At 67.7% G+C, this 23,666-nt stretch carries 25 protein-coding genes; 12 read left to right on the top strand and 13 right to left on the bottom strand.

Annotated features, from left to right (window positions below; genetic code table 11):
• The 3 genes from AC5RWT_RS04585 to AC5RWT_RS04575 are packed head-to-tail and all read left to right on the top strand — an operon-like array spanning position 1 to position 2,678.
• Positions 1 to 846 carry an alpha/beta hydrolase gene (locus AC5RWT_RS04585; protein ID WP_494079319.1) on the top strand — a complete coding sequence of 282 codons (846 nt, stop codon included), beginning with the start codon at positions 1 to 3 and terminating at the stop codon, positions 844 to 846.
• 41 nt (positions 847 to 887) lie between these two features.
• On the top strand, positions 888 to 1,802 hold the full coding sequence (locus tag AC5RWT_RS04580; protein ID WP_494079318.1) for a carbohydrate kinase family protein: 915 nt from the start codon (positions 888 to 890) through the stop codon (positions 1,800 to 1,802).
• 39 nt (positions 1,803 to 1,841) lie between these two features.
• Positions 1,842 to 2,678, top strand: coding sequence for an HAD family hydrolase (locus AC5RWT_RS04575; RefSeq protein ID WP_494043347.1), 837 nt, complete (start codon positions 1,842 to 1,844; stop codon positions 2,676 to 2,678).
• 8 nt (positions 2,679 to 2,686) lie between these two features.
• Here the strand turns inward: AC5RWT_RS04575 and AC5RWT_RS04570 are convergent, their stop codons facing one another.
• Positions 2,687 to 3,376: a hypothetical protein gene (locus AC5RWT_RS04570; RefSeq protein ID WP_494079317.1), complete on the bottom strand. Its 690-nt coding sequence runs from the start codon at positions 3,374 to 3,376 to the stop codon at positions 2,687 to 2,689.
• A gap of 114 nt (positions 3,377 to 3,490) precedes the next feature.
• Here AC5RWT_RS04570 and AC5RWT_RS04565 point away from each other — a divergent pair, with 114 nt between their 5' ends.
• The 3 genes from AC5RWT_RS04565 to AC5RWT_RS04555 are packed head-to-tail and all read left to right on the top strand — an operon-like array spanning position 3,491 to position 5,889.
• Positions 3,491 to 4,228, top strand: a complete 738-nt coding sequence (locus AC5RWT_RS04565; protein ID WP_494079332.1) for a glycerophosphodiester phosphodiesterase family protein — start codon at positions 3,491 to 3,493, stop codon at positions 4,226 to 4,228.
• Positions 4,225 to 5,346, top strand: a complete 1,122-nt coding sequence (locus AC5RWT_RS04560; protein WP_494079316.1) for a glycerate kinase — start codon at positions 4,225 to 4,227, stop codon at positions 5,344 to 5,346. Before AC5RWT_RS04565 ends, AC5RWT_RS04560 begins: the two co-directional genes overlap by 4 nt.
• 27 nt (positions 5,347 to 5,373) lie before the next feature.
• Positions 5,374 to 5,889, top strand: a complete 516-nt coding sequence (locus AC5RWT_RS04555) for a hypothetical protein (protein ID WP_494079315.1) — start codon at positions 5,374 to 5,376, stop codon at positions 5,887 to 5,889.
• Between the two features lie 172 nt (positions 5,890 to 6,061).
• Here the strand turns inward: AC5RWT_RS04555 and AC5RWT_RS04550 are convergent, their stop codons facing one another.
• From AC5RWT_RS04550 to pgm, 5 genes are all read right to left on the bottom strand, one after another.
• The gene (locus tag AC5RWT_RS04550; RefSeq protein ID WP_494079314.1) at positions 6,062 to 7,237 is read right to left on the bottom strand and encodes a cytochrome P450; all 1,176 of its coding nucleotides are present in this window, start codon (positions 7,235 to 7,237) and stop codon (positions 6,062 to 6,064) included.
• Between the two features lie 157 nt (positions 7,238 to 7,394).
• Positions 7,395 to 7,880, bottom strand: a complete 486-nt coding sequence (locus AC5RWT_RS04545; protein ID WP_494079313.1) for an HtaA domain-containing protein — start codon at positions 7,878 to 7,880, stop codon at positions 7,395 to 7,397.
• A 443-nt stretch (positions 7,881 to 8,323) separates the two neighbouring features.
• Positions 8,324 to 8,533: a dodecin gene (locus AC5RWT_RS04540; RefSeq protein WP_127513153.1), complete on the bottom strand. Its 210-nt coding sequence runs from the start codon at positions 8,531 to 8,533 to the stop codon at positions 8,324 to 8,326.
• A gap of 137 nt (positions 8,534 to 8,670) precedes the next feature.
• Positions 8,671 to 9,996, bottom strand: coding sequence for a uracil-xanthine permease family protein (locus AC5RWT_RS04535; protein WP_494043359.1), 1,326 nt, complete (start codon positions 9,994 to 9,996; stop codon positions 8,671 to 8,673).
• Between the two features lie 126 nt (positions 9,997 to 10,122).
• The gene (gene pgm, locus AC5RWT_RS04530) at positions 10,123 to 11,769 is read right to left on the bottom strand and encodes a phosphoglucomutase (alpha-D-glucose-1,6-bisphosphate-dependent) (RefSeq protein ID WP_494079312.1); all 1,647 of its coding nucleotides are present in this window, start codon (positions 11,767 to 11,769) and stop codon (positions 10,123 to 10,125) included.
• 150 nt (positions 11,770 to 11,919) lie between these two features.
• Here pgm and AC5RWT_RS04525 point away from each other — a divergent pair, with 150 nt between their 5' ends.
• Complete coding sequence (locus tag AC5RWT_RS04525; RefSeq protein ID WP_494079311.1) at positions 11,920 to 12,360, top strand: DUF4190 domain-containing protein; 441 nt, start codon at positions 11,920 to 11,922, stop codon at positions 12,358 to 12,360.
• A gap of 108 nt (positions 12,361 to 12,468) precedes the next feature.
• Here AC5RWT_RS04525 and AC5RWT_RS04520 read toward each other — a convergent pair whose 3' ends face one another.
• The 3 genes from AC5RWT_RS04520 to AC5RWT_RS04510 form a co-directional block, all read right to left on the bottom strand.
• A complete protein-coding gene (locus tag AC5RWT_RS04520; RefSeq protein WP_494079331.1) occupies positions 12,469 to 13,872 on the bottom strand; it encodes a peptide MFS transporter in 1,404 nt (467 codons plus the stop codon).
• 195 nt (positions 13,873 to 14,067) lie between these two features.
• Entirely contained in the window at positions 14,068 to 15,450 is a 1,383-nt protein-coding gene (locus tag AC5RWT_RS04515) for an amidase (RefSeq protein WP_494079310.1), read from the bottom strand.
• A gap of 72 nt (positions 15,451 to 15,522) precedes the next feature.
• Positions 15,523 to 16,266 carry a Type 1 glutamine amidotransferase-like domain-containing protein gene (locus tag AC5RWT_RS04510; protein WP_494079309.1) on the bottom strand — a complete coding sequence of 248 codons (744 nt, stop codon included), beginning with the start codon at positions 16,264 to 16,266 and terminating at the stop codon, positions 15,523 to 15,525.
• 130 nt (positions 16,267 to 16,396) lie between these two features.
• Here AC5RWT_RS04510 and AC5RWT_RS04505 point away from each other — a divergent pair, with 130 nt between their 5' ends.
• The 3 genes from AC5RWT_RS04505 (at position 16,397) to AC5RWT_RS04495 (ending at position 18,061) form a co-directional block, all read left to right on the top strand.
• Complete coding sequence (locus tag AC5RWT_RS04505) at positions 16,397 to 16,723, top strand: rhodanese-like domain-containing protein (RefSeq protein WP_494043363.1); 327 nt, start codon at positions 16,397 to 16,399, stop codon at positions 16,721 to 16,723.
• Entirely contained in the window at positions 16,723 to 17,649 is a 927-nt protein-coding gene (gene pheA, locus AC5RWT_RS04500) for a prephenate dehydratase (RefSeq protein WP_494079308.1), read from the top strand. The genes AC5RWT_RS04505 and pheA overlap by 1 nt, the downstream gene beginning before the upstream one ends.
• A gap of 82 nt (positions 17,650 to 17,731) precedes the next feature.
• Positions 17,732 to 18,061, top strand: coding sequence for a hypothetical protein (locus AC5RWT_RS04495; RefSeq protein ID WP_494079307.1), 330 nt, complete (start codon positions 17,732 to 17,734; stop codon positions 18,059 to 18,061).
• 43 nt (positions 18,062 to 18,104) lie between these two features.
• Here the strand turns inward: AC5RWT_RS04495 and AC5RWT_RS04490 are convergent, their stop codons facing one another.
• A complete protein-coding gene (locus AC5RWT_RS04490) occupies positions 18,105 to 19,190 on the bottom strand; it encodes a diacylglycerol/lipid kinase family protein (protein WP_494079306.1) in 1,086 nt (361 codons plus the stop codon).
• 107 nt (positions 19,191 to 19,297) lie between these two features.
• On the opposite strand from AC5RWT_RS04490, the gene serS reads away from it, so the two are divergent.
• Positions 19,298 to 20,587 (top strand): serine--tRNA ligase, encoded by a 1,290-nt coding sequence (gene serS, locus AC5RWT_RS04485; protein WP_494079305.1) that lies wholly within the window; start codon positions 19,298 to 19,300, stop codon positions 20,585 to 20,587.
• Between the two features lie 128 nt (positions 20,588 to 20,715).
• Positions 20,716 to 21,621 (top strand): HAD family hydrolase, encoded by a 906-nt coding sequence (locus tag AC5RWT_RS04480; RefSeq protein ID WP_494079304.1) that lies wholly within the window; start codon positions 20,716 to 20,718, stop codon positions 21,619 to 21,621.
• Positions 21,622 to 21,793: 172 nt separating this feature from the next.
• On the opposite strand, the gene AC5RWT_RS04475 is transcribed toward AC5RWT_RS04480, so the two are convergent.
• From AC5RWT_RS04475 to AC5RWT_RS04465, 3 genes are all read right to left on the bottom strand, one after another.
• Positions 21,794 to 22,219, bottom strand: coding sequence for a DUF1761 domain-containing protein (locus AC5RWT_RS04475; protein ID WP_494043369.1), 426 nt, complete (start codon positions 22,217 to 22,219; stop codon positions 21,794 to 21,796).
• A gap of 97 nt (positions 22,220 to 22,316) precedes the next feature.
• Positions 22,317 to 22,943, bottom strand: a complete 627-nt coding sequence (locus AC5RWT_RS04470; RefSeq protein ID WP_494079303.1) for a hypothetical protein — start codon at positions 22,941 to 22,943, stop codon at positions 22,317 to 22,319.
• Positions 22,944 to 23,124: 181 nt separating this feature from the next.
• Positions 23,125 to 23,610, bottom strand: a complete 486-nt coding sequence (locus AC5RWT_RS04465) for an inorganic diphosphatase (RefSeq protein WP_493951794.1) — start codon at positions 23,608 to 23,610, stop codon at positions 23,125 to 23,127.
• Positions 23,611 to 23,666: the final 56 nt, after the last annotated feature.

The raw sequence follows: 23,666 nt of genomic DNA, 5'->3' as shown, positions 1-23,666 counted from the left end.
ATGGACTGCACGCGGCACAGCTACGGCCCGGATCCCAGTCAATACGCCGAACTATACGTGCCTGCCCGACGCCGGTACGCGGCCGTCGTCGTCCTCATCCACGGCGGTTACTGGCGCGCAGCCTACGGGGCCGAGCTAGCACGGCCGCTGGCGGCGGATCTGGCGGGGCGCGGCTGGATCTGTTGGAACGTCGAGTATCGGCGGGCGGGCAACGGCGGCGGCTGGCCGGAAACGTTCGACGACGTTGCCTCCGGAATCGACAAACTCGCCATCACTGCGCAACGGCTGGGATTCACTGCGGACCACGTGGTGGGGCTAGGCCATTCGGCGGGAGGGCAGCTGGCCGTGTGGGCCGCCGGGCGGGGCCGGTTGCCGGCCGGGGCCCCGGGACGGCGCGTGCCCGGGGCGGCTCCCCGGGTGGAGTTCGGCGCCGTGCTCAGCCAGTCCGGCGTGCTGGACCTGGCGCGTGCCCATGAGCTGGGCCTGAGCGGCGGGGCGGTGGAGAACCTGCTGGGCCGCCGCCGGGACGGGGCGGGCGATGCCTCCTCGTCACAGGGGATGGCTGGGGGCGCCGCCGGGGCGGAGGGCACTGGTCCGGATGGATCCGATCCGTACCGGCTGGCGGACCCGATGCGGAACCTGCCGCTGCCGGTGCCGGTCTACGCCTTCCACGCGGACCAGGATGCGGACGTGCCGCGGGAGCTCTCCGAGCGTTATGTTGCCGCCGCCCAAGCGGCCGGCGGCGAGGCCGAACTGATCATGGTTCCGGGGGACCACTTCGACCTGATCAATCCCGCTTCCGAGGCGTTTGCGCGGATCCGGCAGGTGCTGGTGCGGCTGGGCTGATACCGCTGCCGCAACCGGCGGCGCTCTGCTACGTTGGCAGAGTGCTCACGGTCATAGGCGAGGCGCTGGTGGACGTGGTCCGGTCCGACACCCGGCCGCCCCGAGTGCATGTCGGCGGAAGTCCCTTGAATGTGGCGGTCGGGCTGGCGCGGCTGGGCCATTCCGTCCAGTTCGTCGGCCGGTACGGCAAGGACCAGTACGGGGACTTGGTCCACAGCCACCTGCGGCGCAACTCCGTGCTGGTGCCGCTGGACCCGGATGCTTCGCCCACGAGTACTGCCACCGCCAACCTGGATCCCACCGGTGCCGCCCGCTACTCGTTTGACCTCCTCTGGGAACTGCCGGAGCTCGACCAGGTCCGGCCCCGCCTGCTCGACGAGACGGTCTGGCTGCACACCGGCTCGATCGCCACCATGTTGGAGCCCGGCGCGCACACGGTGTTCAGGACGGTGCAGCGGGCGCACCCCCGGGCACTGGTCAGTTACGACCCCAACTGCCGGCCCACGCTGATCACCGACCGGGACTTTGCCCGCCGGCAGGCCGAAAAGTTCATGGTGCTGGCCGACGTGGTCAAGGCATCCGATGAAGACCTGCAGTGGCTGTACCCGGACCGCAGCGTCGAAGAAACAGCACGGGACTGGCTGAAGCAAGGGCCGGCGGCGGTGGTGGTCACGCGCGGGGCCAAGGGCAGCTGGGGAGTGGTCCGTGCCGGATCGGTCACGGTAGCCGCCCCGGCGGTGTCCGTGGTGGACAGCGTGGGAGCCGGTGACGCCTATATGTCCGGGCTGCTCGATTCCCTGCTGGCAGCGGGATTTTCCGGTTCAGCGCGGCGGGAGAGACTGCGGGACATGACGGCCTCCACGCTGGAAGACCTGATGGCCCACGCCGCCCGGTCTGCCGCCGTCACGGTTTCACGGGCCGGGGCGAACCCGCCGCACCGGGACGAGTTGGGCTAGCGCGGCGTCCGGCGGCCGCTTCGTCCCTAGACTGGTGCAATGCGCCTCATCGCCAGCGACTTGGACGGAACCATCATCGGCCGGGACGGGAAAATCAGCCCCCGCACCGTCCGTGCCTTCCACAGCGCCGCGGCCGCCGGCGTCGAAATTGTCTTTGTGACCGGCCGGCCGCCGCGCTGGCTCACCCCACTGGCCGAGCAGATCGGCCACCGCGGCACAGTAATCTGCTCCAACGGCGCCGTGGTCTATGACCTGGAGTCCGGTCAGGTTCTTTCGGCGCAGGCGCTGCCGTACCAGAACATCCTCGACGTGCGCCGAATCATCCTGCACCTGCACCCGTCGGTGACCTTCGCCGCGGAAACCACGGAAGGCTTTCAACTGGAACCGGGCTTCATCCAGCCCGGCTCAGTGGAACTGCTGGACGGCATCGTGCCCAGATTGCTGCCGGACAGCCTGCGCCGCACCGATGCGGTAGTGAAGCTGCTGGCCCGCGGCACCGACCTCGACCCGGACGATTTCCTGGCGGAGGTTGGCCCGGCTGTCGCCCACCTGGCGGCAGTGACGCATTCGGCGCCGGAAAACCCGCTGTTGGAAATGGCGCGGCCGGGACTCAACAAGGCGGTCACCCTGGCCGAGTACGCGGGTTCGCTGGGCATTGACGCCCGGGACGTGGTGGCCTTCGGCGACATGCCAAACGACATCGAGATGCTGCAGTGGGCCGGGGCAGGGTACGCCATGGCCTCCGGACATCGCAGGGCACTCGAAGCGGCTCCGTTCCGTGCCCCGGCTTTCCATGACGACGGCGTCGCCCAAGTGATCGAGGAACGGCTGGCGGGCCGTCCGCAGACACCCCGGGGGCCGTTGGCCACCGCCTGATTCCTGGCTCAGGAGCCGCGGCCCACTCCAGTCGCCGCGGCTAGCGGCCTGGCCTCGGGTCCTTCGGAAAGATACCGGCGGGCAAACCAGCTGGGGCCCACGGTCCGCTGCCTGGCGGACAAATCCACGTCGGCAAAAATCAACTCTTCGAACAGGCCGGCCTCGGCGGATGCACCAGCACCCGGGGCGGCAATGAAGCTGTGGCCAGGCCCGTTCCACGCCACCGCCGGCGCAGGTGCGCCGCGCCGGGCCAGCGCACGGAACCAGCCGTCTCGCCCGGCGCTCCCGCCGGGCACCAGCAGCAGTTGGGCACATTCGTCGGAAACCGATGGGCGGGGCCGGCGGTCGGCGCCCCAGGCGGCCGGATCGGCATCGTCCTCGGTTGCCACGCAGATCAGCCGCCCGTTCAGTGGCACCACCGCGGCAGAGTCCGTGCAGGCCTGGAGCTCGCCGGCGGCGTCCAGCAGCCAGAGTTCCGTGCCGCTGCCGGCGCCGGTGCCCGTACCTGCGCCGGCGGCTGCTGCCACCCGGTGGCGCGCAGCAAGCCTGCCCAGTTCCCGGCGGAAGCCCGGCGGGAAACCCGAGGGAAGCACCAGCAGCTGGGCGCCCAGGCTGGCAGCCTGCTCCAGCCAGCGCTGGCTGCGTACCGCCGCGCCATCGCCGTGCAGCCCGGCAGCCTGCACTAGGGCAATGCGCATGGGTTCCTCCTGGTCGGCAACGTCGGGCGGGCCGGTAGAGTACCGGGTGTGAGCAGTGCCAGCCCGTACCTCAATCCTACGTTTCCCGGTTCCGGGCAGAACCGGCCGCTGGCAATGTCTCACCGAGGTTTTTCCCCCGCGGGACAGGAAAACTCGATGGCCGCCTTCCGCGCCGCTGTCGAATTGGGCTACCGCTACCTGGAAACCGACGTCAGGGCCACCCGCGACGGCGTGCTGATGGCGTTCCATGATCCAACGCTGGAACGCACCACCGACGGACGCGGCGAACTGACCGCGCACACGGCCGGACAGTTGGCGCAGCTGCGGATCTCCGGGGAACCGATTCCCACGTTCGAGGAGCTGCTGGCCGCGTGGCCGGATGTATGCCTCAACGTGGATGTGAAGGACATGGCTGCGGCGGACGAGCTGGCCCGGCTGATCGAAGCCTACGACGCGCATGACCGCGTGCTGGTGGCGTCCTTTTCGGACCGCCGGCGCTTCCGCGTGTTGCGTGGGCTCACGCGCCCGGTCTCGGGCTCGGCCGGCGTATATGCCACCGTGGGCATTTATCTGCTGGGCTTCGTGGGACTGGCAAAGTTGCTGGCGCGGTTGCTGCGGGTGCATGCCGTGCAGGTGCCGGTGAAGTACGGCCGGTTCACGGTGGTCACGCAGGGTTTCGTGCGGCGGTGCCACCGCGCCGGCCTCCAGGTGCATGTGTGGACCATCAACGAGCGTGCCGAGATGCAGCGGCTACTGGCACTCGGCGTGGACGGATTGATCTCCGACCGGGCCGACATTCTGGCCGACGTCATGGCAGAACGCGGCAGTTGGCCGCAGAGGGAGTCAACATGAAGGTCTTGATTGCACCGGACAAGTTCAAGGGAACGCTCTCGGCGGCCGAGGCTGCCAGCGCGATGGCCGACGGCGTGCTGCGGGTCTATCCGGATGCCCAAGTGCAGTTGCTCCCCGTGGCCGACGGCGGCGAAGGCACCTTGGAGGCCGCTCTCGCCGCCGGTGCGGTGGAGCACACCGACCGCGTAGTCGGGCCGCTGGACCGCGAAGTGACTGCATCGTGGGGGATGTTTGAAGGGCCGGATCGCAAAACCGCCGTGATCGAAACCGCCCGGGCTTCCGGGCTTCTGCTCACCGAGCCGAGCGTGCAGTCGGCCCTGGCGGCCCATTCCTACGGCAGCGGCCAGCTGATCGAGGCGGCGCTGAATGCCGGCGCCACCGAAATCGTGCTGGGCGTCGGCGGCTCCGCCATGACCGATGGCGGGTCCGGCGCCCTGCGCGCCCTCGGGGTGAGCATTTACAACGACGGCGGCGCCGAAATCCTGCTCGGCGGTGCGGCGCTGGCGACGGCCGAGCTGCTGGATGCCTCCGGTTTGGACCCGCGGTTGGCGGAGACCGTCATCCGGATCGCGGCCGATGTGGTGAATCCCCTGTACGGCCCGGACGGCGCCGCCCATGTGTTCGGTGAACAGAAGGGAGCCGATGCGGTCTCGCGCCGGCTGCTTGACGAAGCGCTGCAGCGGTGGGCGCAGCTGCTGCTGCAGACAACAGGCCGCGACGTGAACGTAGCCGGCGCCGGGGCGGCGGGTGGCTTCCCATCCGGATTCATGGCGCTGGCCGGTGCCCGCGTGGAGCGAGGTTTCGATGTCGTGGCAGACCTTGTGGGGCTGGACACAGCGCTGGCCGATGCCGATCTGGTGCTGACCGGCGAGGGGTCGCTGGACCGGCAATCGGAGTTTGGCAAGGTGCCGTTGGGCGTGGCGGGACGTGCCCACGCAGGCGGAATCCCCGCCGTCGTTGTTGCTGGTCAGATCAGCCTGGCGCCGGACAAGCTGGCCGAATACGGAGTGCATGCGGCCGCCAGCCTGGTGGAGACGGCCCGCAGTGAGGAGCAGGCGATGGCGCACGCCGCGCGCTATGTCACGTTGGCCACGCAGCACGCCCTCGAAGGGGCCTGAGCCCCGGGCCAGACCTATCATGAGGGCATGAGCAGTACCTTTGTTCCGTCCTCCGCAGTGCGTCAACCCTTCCTTCCAACCGTGGTTCTCTGGCTGGCCCTTCCGATGGCTGTACTGGTGCCGCTGTGGGTGGTGGCGGGACGGGTGCTATTCGGGATCGGCGGCCAGATGGTGCTGTGGTTGGGCATCAGCCTGGGCCCGGCGCTGCTGGTGCTGCTGTTGCTGACCGGCGTCAAGCTGGCCGAGGCGGCGCGCCGGGGTGTGCTGCTTCCGGTGCGGGCCGTGGTGGCGCCGGCCCTCGCCTGGCTCGCGGCGATCGCCTTTGGGTTCACCGTCCCGGACTTCGGCGGAGGGGCCGGAGACGGCACGTCCGTCATGTCGCTGTTGGCCGGTCCGTCCGCCTTCGGAATGTCCACTGCGCTGTGCAACCCGTTCGGAATCATCGCACTGGCACTGACGATCGCGTCCACGGTGTTCGCCTTCCGCGCCGCGGCCGATGGCAGGAAAGCAGCGGGCCCGGTTACTCAGGCAGTCGACGACTGAGGCAGTTGGCACAACCGGCGCCTCTCGGTGCGGTCTGCAGGAGGGCGCTCCGGTAGGCCATCCCTTCGTACAACATCGCCCGCATCCTGGGCGCCCCGCTTGAGGGCGCCCGGATGCGGGCGTTGCTACGTGTTCCGGCTTGGTGTTTGGGCCCTAGCCCGCCGGCGCGGAATCAGGCCGGGACCACCTCAAGGACGGGCAGGCTGTCCAGGCCGCGGCTGGAGTTGTTGATCTTTCGCACTCCCTCGCCGACCGTAAACGCCTGCACCCGGCGGCGGAGCGCGTCGAACACCGCGTAGGCCTCCAGCCGGGCCAGGCCCTGTCCGGCACACCCATGCACTCCGTACCCGAAGGACAGGTGGTCGATCGGGTTCCGTTCCACCAGGAAGGTGTCGGGATCCTGGTAGTGGCGGGGGTCCCGGTTTCCGGCGTAGAAGAGGAGCGCAACTTGGGATCCGGCCGGAATGATGGTGCCGTCGACGTCCACGTCCTTTGTGGTGACGCGGCCCTGGGCGTGCATCAGCGCCTCATAGCGGAGCGTCTCGTTGAAAGCAGCCGGAATGAGCGAGGCATCCTGCCGGAGCAGTTCATATTGGTCGGGGTTCGCGCCGAAGGCCGCGATGGCGTTGCCGATCGCGGCGATCGTTGTATCCAGGCCGGCTGCCACGTATTGGTGCACGATCTTGCCGCAGTTCGCAGCGGGAATTTCGCCGCGGTGCCCGGCGTCGAAAATCGCCCGGCCCATGCTGCCCTCCACGAGTTCCTCGCGCTGAAGCGTGGTGGCCCAGTGGAACAGTTCCCCGGCCAGCGGGAAGTTCTGCGCGGTGCGTTCGTTCATCGGACCAAGCACATTGAAGGCCGCAGCCCCCCAGTCAAGGATCTTGTTGCGAACGTCGCCCTGCACGCCGATGAGGTCCAGCACCACCTGCAGCGGCAGTTCGCGGGCGAGGTCGCTAATGGCGTCGAACGCGCCCCGTTCCACCACGCCCGCCACCAGGTCGTCGGCCTTCTGGTCGATGCTGGCCTTCAGCTTGCGCAGCGCGCGGGGGGAGAGGTTCTCGGTGAGGGCGCTCCGCAGTGCCTCGTGCTGCGGCGGATCCGTGGCGAGGCTGGTGCCGACCAAGGCGCCGTTCATGTCCGGATTGAACGCGACCGCAGTCGACGAGAAGGCCTCCCAGTTGCCGAGCGCCTCGCGAATCTCCTGATACCGGCTCAACACCCAGACATCATTCTTTTCAAGCCGCACGGCCGCGGCCTGCTCGCGCAGTTCCGTGAACGCCGGGTAGGGATCGAGCAATACTTCGTCGGACCAAAGGTCGATGTCGGACGTCTGCAGCACTGCAACCATTCCGTGGCACCTCGCATCGTGTAGGGGGCGCAGGGAGCGGCAAGGCGCTTCTGCGGGCTTCGGGCGTTGGATCGGGAGCCGGAGCATGTGTCCGGCGCCACTATGGCTATCCAACGGCGTCCATCCGCATAAGACAAATGAATGTTTTGAATCCTACCTATGCGTGCTGTGCATTCGGCTCGAAAGACTCAGTAGCCGGGTGGAGGCGGAGCGGACTCAGGGCCGTCCCTGCTGGGTATTGGCCGCCCAATAGGAAGGCGCCTTCGCCGGTGAGGACTGCCGCGAAGTCGGGGGCGGTTGCCGATGTTTCGGGTTCGCGGGTCAGGCGGGCGATGGCAACGAACCGGTCCTGGTTGATGCCGCCGCGTTCACGAATGAGCAGAACCGCTCCAGCATCGTCGAAGTCCACACGTGGGTCCCGGAATTCGACGTCGAGCATGCCCCAGTGGCCGGTCAGTCGGACGGAACCGGCGAACTGCATGCTGCCGCCCCGCTCGGTCGAGGCTTCACCTTCCCGCAGCGGAAACCAAAAGCCTTCCGGGCGCCTCTCGGCGGGCTCCGCCACGTCGATCTTGCCGTCGTCGAGGGACTGGATGTAGGCCGTCAGGCTTGTCTTGATCGGCCAGAGTATTCCTGCCTCCATGTCTGCTCCCTGCACTAGTCGCGCCCAAATCCGTTTCAGGCACGTAATGGATGTTGACGATACAAGAACATTCAGAGGGTGTTTCCAAGGGTTGTTCCTGAAATCGCTTTACGGGGTGAGTTGTCACATGACAGTGTGTATTCTGATCGTAAGTAAGATCACACCAACCGTGTAGAGCGGAGGTAAAACGGGACGGCAGTGCTGTCGTCAGGATTTGATGCCGAGCAGACGGTGTTTGCGAAGAGCGGCGGGCGCCGTACAGCCGGCCGGCGCTGTCTGGTCTGCGCTTCTCGATGACCAGGTCGTGACGCCGCACCTGCTTCCGGAGCCTTCACAGTGGCTCGAGCAGATCAGTGCATCTTCGTGGCGCTAGGAGGGCGGGACAGCCGGCGCCAACGAAATCGTTCACGTTGACCGCCGGAAGCCCTCGTCTCGGCCCGCGGCTAGCTTTCGTGCCGGAAGCCGAGCTTAATGGTCACCTGCCAGTCCGAGACTTTGCCTTCGTTCAGGTGGCCGCGGACGGATTTCACCTCAAACCAGTCGAGATTGCGCAGTGTCTTGGATGCCTCGGCGATGGCGTTGGAGACCGCGGCGTCGATTCCATCCGGCGACGTTCCCACAATCTCCGTGACGTTGTAAACGTGGTTGGCCATGCTTCCTCCTTGCGGACGTTCCCGGGGCTGACTCCCCGAGGGTGTGTGCAACGCTAGCCGCGGGCCACTCCGCGGTCTAGGTTCAAGGGATCCGGGAGCATGGCCGCGTCAAGAGTTGCCGCGCCGCGGGCTGGGCGTCAGCCGAGCTTGGACGGTTTGACGCCCTCGTCCTCGGCCGAGTCCACCGGCTCGGTGCCGCGCCAACGGGCCACAGCGCTCATGCCGTGGAAGATGATCAGGGCGGCCGCGGTGCCAAGCGCGATGCCTTCGAACTTCAGTTCGCCGATAGTCCAGGTGAAGTTGGCGATGCCGACCACCAGCGCAACGCCGGCCACCGACAGGTTAATCGGGTTGGCGAAGTTCACCCGGTTCTGCACCCAGATCCGCACGCCGAGGATGCCGATCATGCCGTAGAGCACCACGCCGGCACCGCCGAGGACCCCGACCGGAACCGTGGCGATGGCGGCGCCGAACTTCGGGAGCAGGCTGAGCAGGATGGCGACGATGCCGGCCACCCAGTAGGCAGCGGTGGAATAGACCTTGGAGGCAGCCATCACGCCGATGTTCTCTGCATAGGTGGTGGTGCCGGACCCGCCGCCGCTGCCGGCCAGCACGGTGGCCAGGCCATCGGCCATCAACGCGCGCCCGGTCACCGGGTCAAGATCCTGCCCGGTCATCGCCGACACCGACTTCACGTGGCCGATGTTCTCCGCCACCAGCACCAGCACCACGGGGACGAACAGGCCGATCACGGAGATGTGGAACTCCGGGGCATGGAAGTCCGGCAGCCCGATCCAGGCGGCGTCATTGATTGCGGAGAAGTCCACCTCGCCGCGCAGGACGGCCACCAGATAGCCCACCAGCACGCCGATCAGGATGGACAGCCGGCCGAGCAGCCCGCGGAACAGCACGGTCACCAGCAGGATGGCCACCACGGTGACAAGCGCCGTCACCGGGCCTTTCTCAAAATTGGCTTTTGCAGCCGGCGCTAGGTTGAGCCCGATCAGCGCCACGATGGCACCGGTCACCACCGGCGGCATCACCACGTGGATCCAATGTGTGCCGGCCTTGTGCACGATGAGGCCGATCAGGAAGAGCACGGCGCCGGCCATGATCAGGCCGCCGAGCGCTCCGCCCATTCCGTGCTGGTTCATCGCCGCACCGATCGGGGCAATGAACGCGAAGCTGGAGCCCAGGTAGCTGGGGACCCTTCCCGCCGTGATGATCAGGAACAGGAGGGTGCCCACGCCGGAGAACAGCAGTGTGGTGGCCGGCGGAAAGCCGGTCAGCAGCGGGACCAGGAAGGTGGCGCCGAACATCGCGACCACGTGCTGGGCGCCGATCCCGATGGTGCGCGGCCAGGTCAGCCGCTCCTGCGGCCCCACCACTGTGCCCGCGGAAATGTTCTTGCCGTCACCATGCAACGTCCAGCGGAACGGGGATGACTTGACGGGCGTGCTCATGGTGGGCCTCTTAAAGAGTCGGGGAGTCAGTGGAAATATCCGGAGGACATCCTACCGCTCCAGCAGCAGCGCCGCGCCGTCGTGACGGTTCGAAGACGCGGCCGCTCTGCGACTCAGCAGGCTCCTTTAGGCGATGACGGCGTCCACAATCGCTTTGGCCTCGGCCTGCACCTGCACCAGATGGTCCGGCCCGCGGAAGGATTCGGCATAGATCTTGTACACGTCCTCCGTGCCGGAGGGGCGCGCGGCAAACCAGGCGTTTTCGGTGGTGACCTTGAGCCCTCCGATGGCAGCGCCGTTGCCGGGCGCTTCGGTCAGCTTGGCGGTGATCGACTCGCCGGCCAGCTCCGTCGCGGCCACGTCCGCGGCGGAGAGTTTGGCCAGCGCTGCCTTCTGGTCCCGAGTCGCCGCGGCGTCGATGCGCGCGTACGACGGCGACCCGAACTTCGCGGTCAGCCCGCCGTAGAGTTCGGACGGCGATTTTCCGGTGACCGCGCTGATTTCGGAAGCCAGCAGCGCCAGCAGGATGCCGTCCTTGTCCGTGGACCACGGTTTGCCGTCGAAGCGGACAAAAGAGGCACCGGCTGACTCTTCGCCGCCGAAGACGCCTTCGCCGGAGAGCAGGCCGGGCACGAACCATTTGAAGCCCACAGGCACCTCCACCAGCCGTCGGCCGAGGCTGGCCGCCACCCGGTCGATCATCGAGGAGGACACCAGCGTCTTGCCCACTGCTGCCCCCGCTGGCCAATCCGGCCGGTGTGTGTAGAGGTAGTCGATGGCCACGGCGAGGTAGTGGTTCGGGTTCATCAGCCCGGCATCAGGGGTGACGATCCCGTGCCGGTCCGCATCGGCGTCGTTCCCGGTGGCAATGTCAAAGGCGGCGCCGCCGCCGCGCACCGCGCTGATCAGCGAGGCCATGGCCGACGGCGACGAGCAGTCCATCCGGATCTTCTCGTCCCAGTCCAGGGTCATGAACGCCCACTGCGGGTCCACCGTTGGGTTGACCACCGTCAGGTCCAGCCGGTGCCGCTCGGCGATGGCACCCCAGTAATCCACCGAGGCCCCGCCCATCGGGTCCGCGCCGATCCGCACTCCGGCGGCGCGGATGGCGTCCAGATCCAGCACCTGCGGCAGATCGTCCACGTACGCGCCCAGGAAATCGTAGGTCCCCACCGCGCCGGAGAACTGCGCCTGCCCCAGCGTCATCCGCCTCACCCCGCGCAGGCCCGATTCCAGCAGCTCATTGGCGCGGGCGGCGATCCAGCCGGTGGCATCCGAGTCGGCGGGGCCGCCGTGCGGCGGGTTGTACTTGAAGCCGCCGTCGCCGGGCGGATTGTGCGAGGGAGTGATCACAATGCCGTCGCCCTGGGCGTCGGGATGGGCGGCGTTGTGGGTCAGGATGGCGTGGCTGATGGCCGGCGTCGGGGTCCAGCCGGTGCGGGAATCGACCAGCACCGTGACGCCGTTTCCGGCCAGCACTTCCAGGGCGGTGTCCTGGGCCGGATCGGAGAGAGAGTGCGTGTCCTTGCCGACGAACAGCGGGCCGGTAATCCCCTGGCCGGCGCGGTACTCCACAATGGCCTGGGTGATGGCGGCGATGTGTTCCTCGTTGAAGGAGGCCTTCAAGCTGGTGCCGCGGTGCCCGGAGGTGCCGAAGGCCACGCGCTGGGCCGGGTCGGCCGGATCCGGCTTGATGTCGAAGTAGGCGTCCCGCAGCGCGGTCAGGTCTACAAGGTCGGTGGGGAGGGCTACGGTGCCCGCACGGTTTGCCATGCCTCAAGCATGCCAAAAAACCCAAGGATCCGTAGCGGTCCGTGACGAATCCGCCGCCATAGCCGCGCATCCGGGGCGGCGCCTAGACTGGTAAGGCACCGCAGCGCAGCTGCGTGCAGCAGCGAAACTACCCCAGGGGGAATCCAGAGCATGTCCGGCACGGAGAACAGGCCGCCCTTCAACGATCCGAAGCACCCGGGCTGGTACACGGACCCAAACGCGGGCCAGGCCCCGCAGCCGCCGTCGCTGCCCGATGCACCCCATCCGTACGCGTACAAGCCCGGCCCCGGCGCCCAGCCGTACGACGCCCAGCAGCCGTATGGCGGCCCGGACTACAACCAGCCGATGTACTACACGCCGCAGACCCAACCGAAGGGCCTGAGCATTGCGGCGCTGGTGCTGGGCATTGTCTCCGTGGTGACGTTCGGCTTCATGTTCGTCCCGCAGATCCTGGCCATCGTGTTCGGCCACATCGCGCTGGGCAAGGAACCGGCCGGCCGCAGCCTCGCGCTGGCCGGACTGATCATGGGCTACGCGGTGACCGGCATCTGGTGCCTGCTGATCTTCATCGGCATCCTCGGCAGCATGTAGCGCGGCCGCGGCTGCCTGCCAATAGCCACACGCCACATAACGACGGCGATGCCCGGGTGAGGATCCAATCCTCACCCGGGCATCGCCGTCGTTGGTTGCGGTCCGGTATTAGCGGATGCCGCCCATCAGCTTCTTCAGCGACGGCACGGCCGCGGCCAGGCCGACGCCCAGGATGATCGCCACCACGCCGATGAAGCCGAAGTACGGGGCCTCATTGGTCGGGTCGTAGTAGCCGGCCAGGATTCCCGCCAGCGTGGTGCCCAGCGAGATGGACAGCAGGAACAGCGCCACCATCTGGGTCTGGAACGCCTTCGGGGCGAGCTTGGTGGAGACCGAGGACCCGGTGGGGGAGAGGAACAGTTCCGCCATCGTAAAGAGGAACAGGATGCCGACCATCGCCAGCAGCGGGGTGGAGTTGGCGCCGCCGCCGGCCAGCGGAATGAAGGCCAGGAACGCCAGGCCCATGACCACCAGGCCCAGGGCGAACTTCATCGGCGAGCTGGGCTGCTTCGGGCCGAGCTTGGTCCACACGGCGGCGAATATGCCGGCGAAGATGATGATGAACACCGGGTTGATGGACTGCACCCAGCTGGCCGGCATTTCCCAGCCGCCCAGCGAGCGGTCCAGCTGCTTGTCCGCGTACAGCGCCACCACGGTGAACTGCTGCTGGAACAGCGCCCAGAATGCGGCGGAGGCGATGAACAGCGGGATGAAGGCGTACACCCGCTTGCGCTCCACGCCGTCCACCTGCTTGCTGGAGAGGATCACCACGAAGTACACGACGGCGGCGATGATCGCCAGCCAGGCCATGATCGGCGCGAGGTTTTCGGCGGTGACAAAGCCGAAGGCCACCAGCAGCACAATGACGACGACGGCGGCCGCGGCCACGGCGGCGACCTTGCCGTAGTTGCCGCGCGGCAGCGGGTTGGCCACGTGGTGCGAGGCCTCGGGGAGGTTCTTGCGGGTCAGCGCGTACTGGGTCAGGCCGATCGCCATGCCCAGCGCGGCCAGGCCGAAGCCGTAGTGGAAGCCAAGCTGCACCTGGGCCAGGCCGGTGAGCAGCGGGCCGAACAGGCCGCCGATGTTCACGCCCATGTAGAAAATGGAGAAGCCGGCATCGCGGCGGTCGTCCTTCAGGCTGTACAGCGAGCCGACCAGCGAACTGGCGGTGGCCTTCAGGCCGCCGGAGCCGATGGCCACCAGGACCAGGCCGACGGCCAGCCCCACGCCGCCCGGAAGCAGGGCCAGTGCGATGTGCCCCAGCATGACCATGATGCCCGTGTAGAAGAGGACCTTCTCGGAGCCCAGGATGCGGTCGGCCACCCACGCGCCCAGGATGGAGGAGAGGTAAACGCCGCCGCCGTAGGCGCCCACCAGGCCGGTGGCGATGCCTTCGTCGATGCCCAGGCCGCCCTCGGCGACCGAGTAGTACATGTAGTAGAGCAGGATGCCCTGCATGCCGTAGAAGGAGAAACGCTCCCAGAGTTCTACGGAGAAGAGATTGGCCAGCATCCGTGGATGCCCGAAGAATGTTTTGCCGGTTTGACTGGACTTTATAGCTTGTTCCGGCTGCGGATTTCCGGACTGCACGGTATTGCTCACGGTGTTCAATTCTGACACTTAGCGACACGCATTGTCATATCCTTGCCTCACCCGGGCCCGGGTGCTAGTGCGTTTCCGCAGGTCAGCGCGGGGTTCTCCGGCGAGTCAGCGGACGTTCTCCAGCTGGGCGGCAACGGCCAGCAGGGTGGCCTCGGAGCCCGGCCGGCCGATCAGCTGGACCCCCATGGACAAGCCTTCTTCGGTGCTGCTGACCGGAACGGCAATGGCCGGCAGCCCGCACACGTTGACCAGTGAGGTGAACGGCGAATATTGGCATTGGCGCATGTAGTCCACATCCGCGCTGGTGGAGGTGTACCAGCCCACCGGCCGCGGCGTTTGCGCCAGCGCCGGAGTGAGCATCAGGTCGTAGCGGCCGAATTGTGCCCGGGTGTCGGCCTGGAAGCGTGCCAGCACGGACAGCGCCTCCGCCAGCGCCTGGGGCGGGCGCTTCACGGCGCGGCGCCGGAAGGCCCGGGTGAGCGGCATGAGCTGCGCTTCGCGTCCGGCCGGCAGGTCCAGCCGGGCCAGGCCGGAGGTCCATACTGTGGCGAAGGCGTCCGGGTAGCGGTTATCGTAGCGGACCTCCGCGTCCGCCACATCGTGGCCCAGTCCCTCCAGCAACTCCAGGGCCGTCTCGAGTGCCTGGCGGGCCTCCGGTTCCAGCGAGAGCGGGTAGGCGGACTCGAACGGCGAGTCGGTGCTCACGCCGATCCGGAAGCGGCCTTCGGCGCGGAGCGCGGCACCGAGGAAATCCGGTTCCTCGCCGGAGGCCGCCCGGGCCGAGGGTTCGTCCGCCATGGCGTCCATCAGCAGGCCCGCGTCCGCTGCGGTGCGGGCCAAGGGGCCTGCCACCACCAGCTGGCCGGCATCGTCGCCGGTGGTGCCGGCGGGCAGCCGGCCGCGTCCGGGTTTGAGTCCCACCAGCCCGGTGGCGGCCGCGGGGATCCGCACCGAGCCGCCGCCGTCGGAGCCCGGGGCAAACGGCAGCATGCCCGCGGCGACGGCCGCGGCGCTACCGCCGGAGGAGCCGCCGGGGCTCAGTGTGGGATCCAACGGGTTGCGGGCCGGGTGCGCCACGCGGTTTTCGCTGTAGGAGGTGAGACCGAATTCCGGCACCTGGGTCTTGCCCAGGGTGATGCTGCCGGCGGATTCGAGGACGTCGACCAGCGGGTGGTTCGCCAGCGCGGGCCGGTGATCCAGGGCGGCGCTGCCGTGCGTGGTCGGAAGTCCGGCCACGTCGGTGAGGTCCTTGTACGCCAGCGGAAGTCCGTGCAGCCGGCCCAGCGTCCCGCCGCGGGCCTGGTGGTCGTCCGCGGCGCGCGCCTGCTTGAGAGCTTGGTCGGCGCCCACAGTTATGAAGGCGCCGAGGCGCGGATTCAGGGCCTCGATCCGGCGGAGATAGTGGTCCGTCAGTTCCCGGGCCGACAGTTCGCCTCGGGCCACGGCGTCGCGCTGGGCAACGGCCGTCAAATCATGCAGTGCAGTCATCGCCCGTAACTGTAGCCCCGCGCGGCGGTGCGGGCCAATCCTGCTCTGGCCCGCTCTGGGCAGCCGTACCGTTCAGCCGAGGAAGCGGGCTTCGATCGGGTCCTCCACCGCGATGGCTTCCGGGCCGTCGCCGGCCTGGGCGGTCACCCGGTAGGCCAGTTTTCCTTCGGTCTCGCTGACCGCTTCCGCCAGTTCGATGCCGTGGTAGACCAGTCCCACGCCGTCGTCGGTGCAGTGTGTTTCGCCCAGGATGCCGTCCGCCACCAGCCGGTGTACCAGCGGCCGGCGTTGTGGTTCCGAGTCGTAATGGACGCCGTTGTCGTAGGGCAGCAGCGCCAGGCCGTTGGTGACCGGCCGCAGGTCGGGACCGAAGGAGTCGGTGGTGCCGCCGCGGAACCAGCAGATGGAGCCCGCCGAGACGCCTGCCAGCACCACACCGGCCTGCCAGACCCGCCGGAAGATGGCATCCAGTCCGTGGACCCGCCACACGGCCAGCAGGTTGGCCACCGAACCGCCGCCCACCCACACCACATCCTGGCCGAGCAGGTGCTCCTCGACGTCGGGCACGTTCGGCATGGTGAACAGGTTGAGATGGCTCAGGTCATAGCCGGCCGCCCGGGCCGCCTCGTCCAGCTCGGCCTGGAACCAGCGCTGGTCGCCGCCGGCCGTGCCCAGGTGGGTCAACCGCGGCGCCCGCCCGGTGGCCCCTGACAGTTCGACGGCGTGGTGCACCAGGTGGTTGAACGCAATCCGGCTGCGCACACCGGCTTTGAAACCTCCGGACGTGGCCAGGATGGTCGGCTGGTCTGCGGCCATGGATACCCCTGTCTCATTAAGGTGCAGCGGACGATCCCACTATAGGCTTGTGATGCGGCCGAATTGCCGGGACGCGTACTCAAGAAATCATCAGCGGCAGCAGTGGCTGCCGCGGATTGCGGAGGTTGCCATGAGCGATGTCGAGAACGTGGACGTCAACAGCGTAGGCGGCGACGCCACCATCCTGGACGTGCGCGAAGACTATGAATGGGAAGCCGGACACATCGACGGCGCGGTGCATATTCCGCTTAACGAATTGCCGCTGCGCCTGGAGGAGCTGGACCCGGATGTGGACCTGCATGTGGTGTGCCGCAGCGGCGGCCGCTCCTTCCGGGCCACGGAATGGCTGAACTCGAACGGATATTCCGCCGTCAACATCCACGGCGGCATGGGTGCCTGGCTGGACGCGGGCAAGCCCATCGTGTCGGAGAACGGGCAGGAGCCCCGGGTCCAGTAATGACCAGCGTCTACACCTTCCTGGGGCCGGAGGGCACCTTCACCGAAGCAGCCCTCCTCCAGGTCCCCGGGGCCGAAGACGTGCCCCGGATTCCGGCATCGAATGTGGAGGCCGCCCTGGATGCGGTCCGCTCGGGCGAAGCCGGCGCAGCGATGGTTCCGATCGAGAACTCGGTCGAGGGCGGCGTCAGCGCCACGTTGGACGCGATAGCGGGCGGTGAACCGCTGCAGATCATCGGGGAACAGCTGGTGCCCATCCGTTTTGTGCTGGCCGTCCGTCCCGGGACGGAGCGCCACGGGATCTCCGTGGTTTCCACCCATCCGCATGCGTGGGCCCAGTGCCGGGCGTGGTGCAGCGAAAACATTCCGCAGGCGGCATATCTTCCCGCGTCGTCGACCGCGGCGGCCGGAGTGGGGCTGCTCGACCCGGCCTCCGGACACCAGGCCGCGATCTGCTCGCCGCTGGTGGCCGAGCAGCGCGGTCTGCAGGTGCTCGCCGACGACATCGGGGACAACCCCGACGCCGTCACCCGCTTCATTCTGGTCAGCCGGCCCGGCGTCCTTCCAGCGCCGACCGGGGCGGACAAAACCACGCTGGTGGTCCCCCTGCCGCAGGATCATCCTGGGGCGCTGGTGGCGATTTTGGAACAGCTATCCAGTCGGGGGGTAAACCTCAGCCGGATCGAGTCCCGGCCAACCGGACAGTTCCTCGGCGACTATTTCTTCAGCCTGGACGCGGAGGGGCATCTGGCCGAGGAACGCGTGGCCGACGCGGTTCGCGGGTTGCACCGGCTCAGCCCGGGCCTGAGGTTCCTTGGCTCCTATCCGCGAGCCGACCGCCGCGGCCACACGATTCCGCGTAGCAACCAGGACGAGGCGTTCCTGCGGGCCGATGGTTGGGTCAGGGAACTGCTGCACGCCCGCTGAATACCGGCGGCCGGGGTATCCGCCGGTTGTTATGGTCAGTATGCTGAGGAAAACTGACCTCGGGACCACAGATCGGAGCAGCATGACACAGCAGAACGATAGGGACCAGTACCACGACGGGGAGCCAACCCCGGAGGAAGCGCTGAACCAAACCTCCAGCGAAAACCGCCCGGGCGACCTTGGGGACCAGGGAAATGACCTGCGTTTCGCCGAGGAGCAGCAGTTGATCAACCAGCAGGCGGCCGGCGAATTCCCGATTCCCGTGGAGGAAGACCTGCAGCAGCCGGATGCTGAGATCCCGGCCCTCGAAGCGGACGAGCAGCCGATCGACATTCCGGGCGAAGAGCTGCACGACACCAACGAGGGCGACGCCAGCGACGATCCGCTCAACGCCGGCGGCGACGACACCTAAGCGCCCCGTCTCATCTCCCCGTGCCGGCAGCGGCTGCCTCGCCCTAGGCGGCGGGGCGGGCGCTGTCGGCGGTGGGGATCGACTCCGTGCGTACGGCCAGCGACCGGGGCCTGACCTCAACGGTCAGCGACGTGACGGGCCCCGAGGGGTCGCCGTCGAGCTGGGTGCCCATCGGGTCGTGCGCGGTGATCCGAACCGTCCGTCCGCGGTGGTATTCGATCACCGGAATCGGCGCAGCGTGCCGCACCACGGTCTTGGCGGCGATCCAGAGCCAGCCGACCACGCTGCGCGGGCTGAGCACCACGATGTCTATTTCGCCGTCGTCGATTTCCGCAGTGGGGATGAAATCGATCCCCGCCGGAAGCCTCCCGCAGTTGGCCAGGAGGATGCTGCGCACCTTGCGGAGCTGGGCTGGGCCGCCGTCGATGCTGACCATGACCCGCTTACGCTGCCCGGCAAGGTGGCGGACACCGGCTTCCGAGTAGGCCATCCAGCCGAACCGGCGTTTGAGGTCGTCCCGGGTGTCGGCCAGCACGTCCGCATCCACCCCGATGCCGGCGATCACCAGGAAACTGTCTTCGACGCGTACCCCGGTGGCCTCGTTCTCCAAGGTGATGTCCGCGGTGTCGATCTTGCGGATCACACCGTGCAGCGCCACGTTGATGTTGGCCTGCAGGGCGCTGGGTTCAAGGCCCAGGTTCCGCGCCAGCAGGTTTCCCGTGCCCAGCGGCAGCACGCCCATCGGAACCTGGGTTCCGGACAATTCCTTGGCAACCACCCGGATCGTGCCGTCCCCGCCGCCGGCAATGACGACGTCGGGCCGCTCCTCCAAGGCGCGTTTGGCCTGGCCGTGGCCCGGGTCGTCCCGAGTGGTTTCCAAGACCAGCGGAGGACTCCAGCCGGCGGCTGCGCAGGCAGCTTCCACCTGGCGGCGGGCCTCGGCCGCCCCGTTCTTCACCGGGTTCAGGATGAACACCACGCGCTGGTCGGGCAAGACCGGGGCCGGCGGCGGATCGGCGGGCCCCGCCCCCGTGCGTCGCCGGGAGCTCCGGCGGATGCCCAGCCAGATCACCACGAAGGCGGCCGCCGCTACGGCTACGGTGAGGGCGAGTATCCATTCGGCAGGCATGGTGCTCCTAGGATATCCAGCGCCGCCTCGAGGGCGGCCCGCGCGCCCGCCGCCGGCGCCGGCGGCACGGATCGAGGGGGGAACGCCTTTTTGGGTACCCTTAGCAAGTGATCGATGTAAACGAACTCCGCGCCAATCCAGAGATCTTCCGTGCCTCCCAGCGCGCCCGGGGCGCCGACGAGTCTGTCGTCGATGCCGTCATCGCCGCCGACGTGGCGCGCCGGGAAGCGATCAACCGGTACGAGGGACTGCGCGCCGAACAGAACGTCTTCGGCAAGAAGGTGGCGCAGGCCAAGGGCGAGGAAAAGGCCGCGCTCCTCGCGCAGGTCAAGGAACTGGCGGCATCGGTCAAGGAGGCGCAGGCGGCGTCGGACGCCGCGCAAAACCAGCAGGAGTCGCTGCTGCGCAGTATCCCCAACCTGATCGAGGACGGTGTTCCCGCCGGCGGTGAGGACGACTTCACCGTGGTCAAAACGGTCGGCAAGCCCCGCGATTTTGGTCCGGACGGCTTCGAGCCGAGGGACCACCTGGCCATCGGGGAACTGATCGGCGCCATCGACATGGAACGCGGGGCCAAGGTCTCCGGCTCCCGCTTCTACTTCCTCAAGGGAGTGGGCGCCCGGCTGGAGATCGCGCTGATGAACATGGCGCTGGACCAGGCGGTGTCCAATGGCTTCATCCCGATGATCACCCCCACGCTGGTCCGCCCGGAAACGATGCAGGGCACCGGCTTTGATGTTGAGCACGACGACGAGATTTACCGGCTGGAGCGCGACAACCTGTACCTGACGGGTACGTCGGAGGTGGCTTTGGCGGGCTACCACGCGGACGAAATCCTTGACCTCTCCGCCGGTCCGACGCGCTACGCCGGCTGGAGCTCCTGCTACCGCCGGGAGGCCGGTGCGGCCGGCAAGGACACCCGGGGCATCATTCGGGTGCACCAGTTCAACAAGCTGGAAATGTTCATCTACTGCCCGGTCGAGGAAGCCGCCGACGAGCACGCGCGGCTGCTGGCTTGGGAAGAGGAAATGCTGGCGAAGGTGGAACTGCCCTACCGGGTGATCGATACCGCCGCAGGGGACCTCGGCATGAGCGCGGCCCGCAAGTTCGACTGCGAAGCCTGGGTGCCCACCCAGCAGGCCTACCGGGAGTTGACCTCCACCTCCAACTGCACCACCTTCCAGGCCCGCCGGCTGAACATCCGCGAACGCCAAGTCGCGGCAGAGGGCGAGCGGAAGGGCACCCGGGCGGTCGCCACGTTGAACGGAACCCTGGCCACCACGCGCTGGATCGTGGCCATCCTGGAACACCACCAGAACGCCGACGGCTCGGTGAACGTGCCCGCCGCCCTGCAGCCCTATCTGGGCGGCATGGAGGTCCTGCCGGTCCTCGGCTGAAACCCGCTTGCGTGGCCCGATTCCGGGCTCGAGGCGTGCGCTGCAGTCTCCCGTCCGTTCACCGGCGTGTCATTCGCCCGTAGAAAACTCCCTACCGGTCCGTAGCTTAGTCATGCTTCACTAGGTGGATGACAACTACAGCTGATAAAGCTCACGCTGGCATCGACGACCAGCGGTTAGCAGCGAAAAACAAGACAGATCAGTCCAGCGCGGCCCGGCGGAACAACTTCGTGGAGAACGGGGCCCGCAAGCTGGTGGCCTTGGACGTGGACGGCACCTTGGTCAACCACGACGGCCACATGAGCGATGCGGTGCGCGAAGCGGCTCGCGCCGTCGTCGACGCCGGCCACGAAGTGGTCGTATCCACCGGGCGGTCGCTGAATGCAACGCTGCCGATCATCGAGTTGATCGGCTTGACCAAGGGGTACGCGGTCTGCTCGAACGGCGGCGTCACCCTGCGGATCGACACCTCGCTGGACGCCGGCTACGAGGTGGAAGACCGGGTGACATTCAACCCCGGCCCGGCCCTGCGCGTGATGCGCTCGAAACTGCCGACCGCAAAGTTCGCGCTGGAGGACGAAGAAGGCAACTTCCTGGCCACCGAGCGCTTCCAGGACGCAAGCTTCGGCATCGAAGCCAAGGGCGTGGACTTCGAAACACTGCTGGAATCCACGGCCGTGCGCGTGGTGGTATCCAGTGCCGAAAACACGCCCGAGGAGTTCAAGGCAGCCATCGACACCGCCGGGCTCAAGGGAGTGACCTACTCGGTGGGCTGGACGGCCTGGCTGGACATCGCCGCCAACGGCGTCACCAAGGCCAGTGCCCTGGAAGCGCTGCGCCGAAAGCTGGACGTGGAGCCGTCGCACACAGTGGCCATGGGTGACGGGCGCAACGACATTGAGATGCTGGACTGGGCCGCCCGCGGGGTGGCCATGGGACAGGCACCCGAGGAGGTCATCGCCGTCGCCCACGAAGTCACCGGAACGGTGGAAGAAGACGGCGCCGCCACTATCCTGCGCAGCCTGCTGGACTAAGAACCGTGCCGGACCGAACACCGAGCCGGACCGAACACCGAGCCGGACTGAACACTGTGCCGGACTGAACACCGTGCCGGTCTAACAGCGAGCCGGGCTGACCCCGTGCCGTGCCGACCTGCCTCTGAGGCTCATGGAACCGGCAGGAAAGGGCAGCCGCTTGGCCTGCGGGTCAGGCTGCGCTGATCCCGAAGAGGCCGATGATCAGGGCCATGACGAGGAACGTGACCAGTTCGTGCACGATGTTCAGCACGGTCAGCCCGGCCGGGCGTCCCTCGAAGGCGTCATGGGTGACGAAGCGGGCTGCGGTAAAGCCGGCCCAGAGGATCACGGCGGTCAGCACGGTGTTCCAGAGGAAATTGCCGCCATAGAAGTCCTGCGCAATGGCAGCCGAGCCCGCCAGCACCCAGGCGCTGATGAAGCTGACAATGACGGTGATGATGATGGGGCGCACGGCGTTCTTGCCTTCACCGGGGCTGACCTTGGCGACCTTCATCCAGTAGTTGCCGAAGACCTTCGGCGTGTACCAGATGGTCCCGACGATCATGGTTGAAATGGTGGCTACGATGACCGCCCAGACGTTAATTTCGGGGACCATTTGTGCACTCCTTTGTTCCACGCCACCGACGGAAGCCGGGGCATTCTCTTACGGAGTCTAAACGCCGCAAGCGCTGTGGCAGTGCACGCGCGGCCGGTCAGTAGGGCAGCGCGGCGGCCGGCAGGGACCGTGGCCCGTAGACCAGATCCAGCAGCCGCGCTGCTGCCGGCCGGCAGGCCCATTCCTCCACCCAGTGCGACCGGACCACGGCCTTGCTCACGGCCTGGCTGGTGATGCCCAGTTCCTCGGCGATGAACTTTTGCTGGCCACGCGCTCCCGGCGTCATCAGGTCCAGGACCTTCCACTCCGCGTCGGTGCGGGCGGCGACAATCTGGCCGAGCAGCCGCAGCACGGCTTCAGCTTCCGCTGCGACGTCCGCGTCGGGGCCGGAAACGGCCAGCGGGACGCGTTCGCCTGTTTTCTGTGCGCGGTTCACGGCGCGGCGGGCATAAACCAGCCCGTATCCTTCGGCGTCCTTGATCTCCGGCGGAAGCGGCAGCCGCAGCTCACCCACGCCAATTCCCACATGCCAGCGCCGGCTGCGCAGCGCGATCAGCGCGGCGTCGATAGCGGTGAAAGCTTCCGCGACCGCACCGATGGCCTCGTCGCCGACGGAGCGCTGGAAGGGGATGGCCGCCGGCAGGTGGCGCAGCGACTTGATGAGCTCGGGCACCAGGTCGCCCACCTCGCGGGAATCGCGCTGGTTGATGGTGAGCACATACATGGCACCAGTATTGCCGTCAGCACGGTGGGAACAACCGATTTCGGTTGGTGGCGTGTCCGGTGCGCGGAGACGGGAGGCGGCCCGGACCTTTAAGGCCCGGACCGCCGTCGTTGGTGCCGCCTATCCCCAGCGGACGCGTCAGCTAGGCGACGCGTCCCTGCGGTTCGTCGTCGGCCGAGTTCTAGCCCTGGGCGGCAAAGCGCTTGATCGAGGCTTCCAGTTCGGCTTCGGCGGCGGCGCGGTCGGCCCAGCCCTCGGCCTTGACCCACTTGCCCGGCTCCAGGTCCTTGTAGCGGGTGAAGAAGTGCTCGATTTCCTTGACCAGGAACTCCGGCACATCGGAGAGTTCCTGGATGTGGTCGAAGCGCTTGTCGGCCGGGACGCACAGCACCTTGGCATCGCCGCCGCCGTCGTCGGTCATGTTAAAGACGGCGATCGGGCGGGACTCAACCAGCACGCCGGGCAGCAGGTCGAAGTCCTGCAGCATGACCATGGCGTCCAGCGGGTCGCCGTCTTCGCCCAGCGTGTCCTCGAAGTAGCCGTAGTGGGTGGGGTACTGCATGGAGGTGAACAGCACCCGGTCCAGGCGGAGGCGGTGGGTTTCGTGGTCGATTTCGTACTTGACCCGGGATCCCTTGGGGATCTCGATGGTGACGTCATGCTGCATGGCTTCGCTCCTTGGAGGCGTTCAGACTTTTGGCTCCGGCGCCGCTGGTGCGCAAC

The sequence above is a fragment of the Arthrobacter sp. Dra40 genome, assembly GCF_059091905.1.
Note: the sequence above shows the minus strand (reverse complement) of the source record. Positions and strands in the feature narration are given on the sequence as shown.